Source organism: Pacificibacter sp., assembly GCF_039769035.1.
Taxonomy (GTDB): domain Bacteria; phylum Pseudomonadota; class Alphaproteobacteria; order Rhodobacterales; family Rhodobacteraceae; genus Celeribacter.
The window spans coordinates 1-5,159 of record NZ_JBDMZG010000133.1; the positions used below are offsets into that span (position 1 = coordinate 1).

At 55.2% G+C, this 5,159-nt stretch carries 6 protein-coding genes; all 6 read right to left on the reverse strand.

The genetic code is table 11. The annotated features are described in order from the left end of the window. A partial coding sequence (locus tag ABF287_RS11510; protein ID WP_347185151.1) for a phage major capsid protein occupies window positions 1-511 on the reverse strand: 511 nt, incomplete at its 3' end. Between the two features lie 48 nt (window positions 512-559). Beyond that, window positions 560-1,147, reverse strand: a complete 588-nt coding sequence (locus tag ABF287_RS11515) for an HK97 family phage prohead protease (protein WP_347185152.1) — start codon at window positions 1,145-1,147, stop codon at window positions 560-562. After that, complete coding sequence (locus ABF287_RS11520) at window positions 1,140-2,384, reverse strand: phage portal protein (protein ID WP_347185153.1); 1,245 nt, start codon at window positions 2,382-2,384, stop codon at window positions 1,140-1,142. Before ABF287_RS11520 ends, ABF287_RS11515 begins: the two co-directional genes overlap by 8 nt. 532 nt (window positions 2,385-2,916) lie before the next feature. After that, window positions 2,917-4,305 (reverse strand): terminase family protein, encoded by a 1,389-nt coding sequence (locus ABF287_RS11525; RefSeq protein WP_347185155.1) that lies wholly within the window; start codon window positions 4,303-4,305, stop codon window positions 2,917-2,919. Continuing rightward, window positions 4,202-4,540: a hypothetical protein gene (locus ABF287_RS11530; RefSeq protein WP_347185156.1), complete on the reverse strand. Its 339-nt coding sequence runs from the start codon at window positions 4,538-4,540 to the stop codon at window positions 4,202-4,204. The genes ABF287_RS11525 and ABF287_RS11530 overlap by 104 nt, the downstream gene beginning before the upstream one ends. 179 nt (window positions 4,541-4,719) lie before the next feature. Continuing rightward, window positions 4,720-5,159: hypothetical protein (locus tag ABF287_RS11535; RefSeq protein ID WP_347185154.1), on the reverse strand; the 440-nt coding region annotated here is incomplete at its 5' end.

Consider the following 5,159-nt stretch of genomic DNA (forward strand, 5'->3'; position numbering starts at 1 on the left):
AAACCCAACCTGTGCCAACATCTGTAGTATCGATCAACACGTCATAAGATGTGGCTTCGACGTTCACCACGTTTGCAATCGAACGGATCGACGCTGTGGATTTCAGCACAGTCTTGATCGTGTCCGCAGTTTGCGGATCAACAAGATACCCGCCATCGCCGTTTACGGCTGTGGACATGGACTTGCCTTCAAGCTCGAGACTACGCAACGCGTCGTCGTCGCCAACACGCACATAGGCGCCAAATGCAGATTTATGGGACATATCCACCTCTTGTGATACGGAAAGGGCCGGACGGCCGAAATTGTGTGATTTACGATCAAGCATGTTCAGTCGCTCTTCCTGTTCTTGAAACTTTGATTTGATATCGGTTTGAAAGTCTTTGAGATCACTCATGAAACCGGCCAGCGCGGTCTTCACCTCAGTGGCAGGTCCGGTCGGGAGCGGCACAGATTTGGCCGACAAATCGGACACACCGGTACCGGCCCGAGCCTTTGTCTCGGTTTTGCTCATCCAAACAATCCTTCGTGTTTTGTTGGTTAGAGGGTGAAAGCGCTGACCTTAATCTTCGGCCAGCAGCTTGCGTGCACTTGTGAAAGCGTCCGCGAGATCACGCATCAGGCATTCAGTGGCGAAGGGATCATCCCCCTTTTCCTCTGTCACCAGCCGCGCTTCAGGAAGCATTGGAAAGGTCACGAGTGACACCTCCCAAAGTTCCAGTTCAGACAAAAGCCTTGCAGCTTTGCCATTCTTTGAGTCTTGGCCCTTTTGCGCACGCACCGTGCGGTAGCCAATCGACAATCCATCAATCGCACCAGCGTCGATCAAGGCCACAGCTTCGCGACCCTTTTCAACATCCGTCAGCAAACGTCCTTTGACATAAAGACCACGCGTATCTTCGCGCACCTCATCCCAAATCCCGATCGGTTGGGCCGGATCATGTTGCCACAGCATTTTGACCGAACGTCCTTTGGCTTTCAAAGCGGCCAAAGATTTGCGATACGCGCCCTCTTGGACGACATCACCACCTTGATCACGATGGCCAAACAACGACGCATAGCCTTCGATTTCAACGCCATCCGTGACCTTAATATCTTCGCCTAGGCGCATGAATTTATGCTCAAGCCCGCTTTCAAATTGCTTACGCATCGGGTGTCTCCTCGGTTTGCGTGCCGACCTCTTCGGCTGGCACATCATCAAAAACCTCTGCCTGTGCATCAGGCGTCAATGGCGGCAATCCAAGCATGGCGCGCTTTTCATCGGCAGTGAGAAAATCCGCCTTGGCCACACGGTTCCACTGGGCATCGCGCTCAGGCGCCAATGCGGACACCTGATCCAAATCAGGTTTTAATTCAATGACTTCGCCCATCATTTCAGACAACCAATGTCCGATTGAACCGGTCACCTTTTGCACCAATGGCAGAACGGTCAGACGGTAAAACGCGCGGTTGGCTTCTTGGTAATTGCCATAGGTCGCGTCCCCTGGAATGCCCAAAAGCATCGGCGGCACCCCAAAGGCGAGCGCAATTTCACGCGCCGCGGCCTCTTTGGTTTTTTGGAACTCCATATCAGACGGGCTAAAGCCCATAGGTTTCCAATCCAGGCCGCCTTCAAGCAACATCGGACGACCCGCATTGCGCGCACCTTGGTGATGGCTTTCCATCTCGGTCAACAAGCGATCATATTGATCCGAACTCATCGACGACTGCCCATCAGAACCGCCATACACAATCGCGCCAGATGGGCGTGCTGCATTGTCGAGCAAGCCTTTGGACCAACGAGACGCCGAATTGTGCACGTCAATCGCAGTGGCTGCGGCTTGGATCGGCGACAAGCCGTAATGGTCATCACTGGGGTGGAACGATTTGATATGGCACACGGGCGATTGCCCATCGATCACATCAAAGCGGTGCTTGCGATTGCCGACAGCATATTCATATGCGACAGGCCAGCCATCAGCACCGGGCACCAATCCCATACGATCAGACCGCAAAACATGCAGCTCAACCGGAACTTCGCCCTGTTCACCAACAGCTTCCAGATATCCATTGCCTGACAACAGGATCTGCGCATAGAGCGCTTCGAACAAATCACTACGCCCCTGCACTGGGTTTGGGCGTGAGATCACAGACAAAAGCGGATGCTCTTCAAAACGTGCCTGCGCGTTTTGCAAAACAATTGGCAACGCGCTGGCGGCTTCTGCGATCAACTTCACTGACCGAAACCCGACAGGGTTACCTGTAAACCCAACACGCGTGAGCGTGCCTGTGTCGCGTGGGCTCCATGCCACACGGCCTGCGCTTGAATAAGCGATCGCTGGACCTGTTGCTGAGGCTTTCACCTCAGGCTGCGCCTGTGCGCCTCGCTTCATAAAGTCAAACACCATATCCGTGTCTCTCCTCAAACTGTCCGCAGATGCCATCGGGCACCCCGCTAAATGCAATGGTTCGGAACACCCCGACCGCTGCATGGCTCACTCTCAAACTTTGCCCTCGGGGGCCGCATTTCTGCGAGGCCGCCCGAGGGTCTGGAAAGGGGACATGATCCGCCATCTGGCGCATCTCAGCCCACCGCGGTGTCCGCGCCTTCCCAAATCTCTGTTCCGTCAGCGCCCCGATCACTTGGTTCTTTGTGTCTGTTCGCCTTCGGTAGATTGAGTTTTACGGGATAGGATGAAACATCTTCCTATAAGAGCGTGCGCTGCCCGCCTCAGCGCGCAACACAAAGTAATTACGCAAACAAAAACAATTAATTAAACAAAATTCACATGAAAAAATGTGTTCGACAACCCAGCACTATCGCCGGTCTAGATACGTACAGACCCCGCATAAATTTGCCCCCAAAATAAAAATGGCCCCGCCTTCGACATCTCACTGCGAAGGCGGGGCCAATCATTTGGCGTCCAAATTGTGCCACGGTCATCCCAATGTGCGAATCCGTGGTCGTTTGTGACCGGCGGCCGGCGCAATCATCAAATCATGCACGGCCCAAACCAATGCATCTAATCGGTCTGGCGACCCAGAGGCCTTATATCCTTGCGCGGTCATCTTGGTCATCTGATCCTCTAAATCCCCGAGGCCCCGCGTATGCAAAACACGCCCCTGATCATAGAGGGCGGCCACCGGTTCGGCGCGCGCTGCTTTGCCACGAGTTGCACGTACAGATTTATAGGGCACCATCGGATCAAGCTGACGCAGCACGCTCTCCACCATATCGCCACCTTGGTTCACCTCGGCAACGATTTTATCGCCTTCCCAACGTTCCAGTGCGTCAATCGCCCCTTGCGCCCACTTGGTTGGAGACGCCGCAGACATCGTCGCGTCCTCCAACACATACGCCCGCCAGTCTTGAGGTGGACCTTGCGTAACGGCGCCAACCACAACGATGCCGCATTCATCGGACCCTTTGTGGGACGTCACCGGCGGATCGACAGCCACAACGATGCGATCAAATTCGGGCAAACTGTCTGCACGGTTTGCTTCGAGCTTGTTCAAAGACCACAACGCGCCCTCTTCCTCGTCAAGTAAAACACCATCGAGTTCTTGCCGCCCAAGGCGTGTGCCAGCATAGCGCGTGCGGACCTCTTCCAAGAAAGACGGCGCCAGATTGGCGGCGTTCGCCTCGGTCGGGGCGCGCGTCACAACGCTTGAGTGCAGCTCCAAAATCTCTTTCAAAATATTCACATTGCGCGGTGTGGTCGTCACCACTTGGCGCGGCATATCGCCAAGACGCAGCCCAAACTGCAACATGTCCCACGCCTCACGTGGTTTCTTCCATTTCGCCAACTCGTCCACCCAAGCCGCATCAAATTGCGGCCCGCGCAGCGCTTCAGGATCATTTCCAGAGAACACCATAGCCTCCGCCCCATTGGGCCAAACCAATGTGCGGCGTGTCGCAACCCATTTGGGCCGGCGATCTGGCGGAGAACACGCAATGATACCACTGTCGCCAAACACCATCACTTCGCGCGCTTGATCATAGGTCTCGCCCACCAATGCCACGCGTTTGGCACGCCCTTTGTCCACCGCACGCGGTCCTTCGACCATAGAGCGCACCCATTCAGACCCAGCGCGCGTTTTGCCTGCGCCGCGCCCGCCCATGATTACCCATGTCCGCCAGTCCCCCATGGGAGGCACTTGGTGATTTAAAGCCCAAGCTTCGAACAAAAAAGGGAGCGCCAAAAGCGCCCCCTGATCCAAGTCATTAAGAAACGTTGTCTGCGTCTCTCGGGGTTCTGAGGCGATCCAATCGATCAAGGATCTCAGCGCGCGCGGCGCTAAAGTCGAGATCTCCGGTGCCTCGCTCACCTGTTTTGCGCCTTTGCTCATCCAGCCGGTTCCTTTCCGTATAAAGATGTAAGAGCGCCTGCCTGAGTTCCGCGAAAACCTTCGGCGACTCTTTCAAATTGCCCACACCCCCTGTTTTCGGGGCATCCAATGCTGCATCTACAAGGTCGATGGCGCGTTGCAACTGGCGCTGCGCCGCCTCGTAGGTGCGCTCAAGTGTAGGTTCATCCCCCACAGATGAAGTCTCTACTGTCATGCTCTGCCTCTCATGCTGATAATCTCCGCACGAGAACCATGTGACCTAAATTGTGGTCGCGGGGCCTCCGTCCTAACTTTCCCACACGCCAAGCACCCACATGCTTTCTAGCGTATGAGAACCTTACAAAAGAAATGTGATCAGCAGATTTCGACAGCGTGCGCTGCGCCTAACGCGCGCTAAAAGTCGGGATCGTAGTTGAAATAGATCGGGTTGGACAAAGCGACCATAGGACCACTTTGGTTCATGCAAACTGGCACTTCAGGAAACGGCGTTTGCGGCCCTTCGATCTCGACACGGTAGTAGCTATGGTGCTCCGTGCTCGGGTTGTCCGTAAACCGCACTGTGCCCGTGGCGGGGTCCGTGCTGAAACGCCCAAACTCAGCGCGGTTTTTAACCACTCTCACGTCATAACTCACATCAGGTTGTACGCCGCCATGAAGGCGCACTTCAAAGACGACAGGTGTGCCGCGCGACACAGCATTGTCCCCCATCATAAGCTCAAACGTTTCCCCACGATCCAAGGATGCAAAGAGCTCGACCCTTGGATTGTTTGGATTGGCACTGATGGACGCGCGCCCCTGCTCCAGAGCGATGAGGATGTCTTCCTTGGTACGAG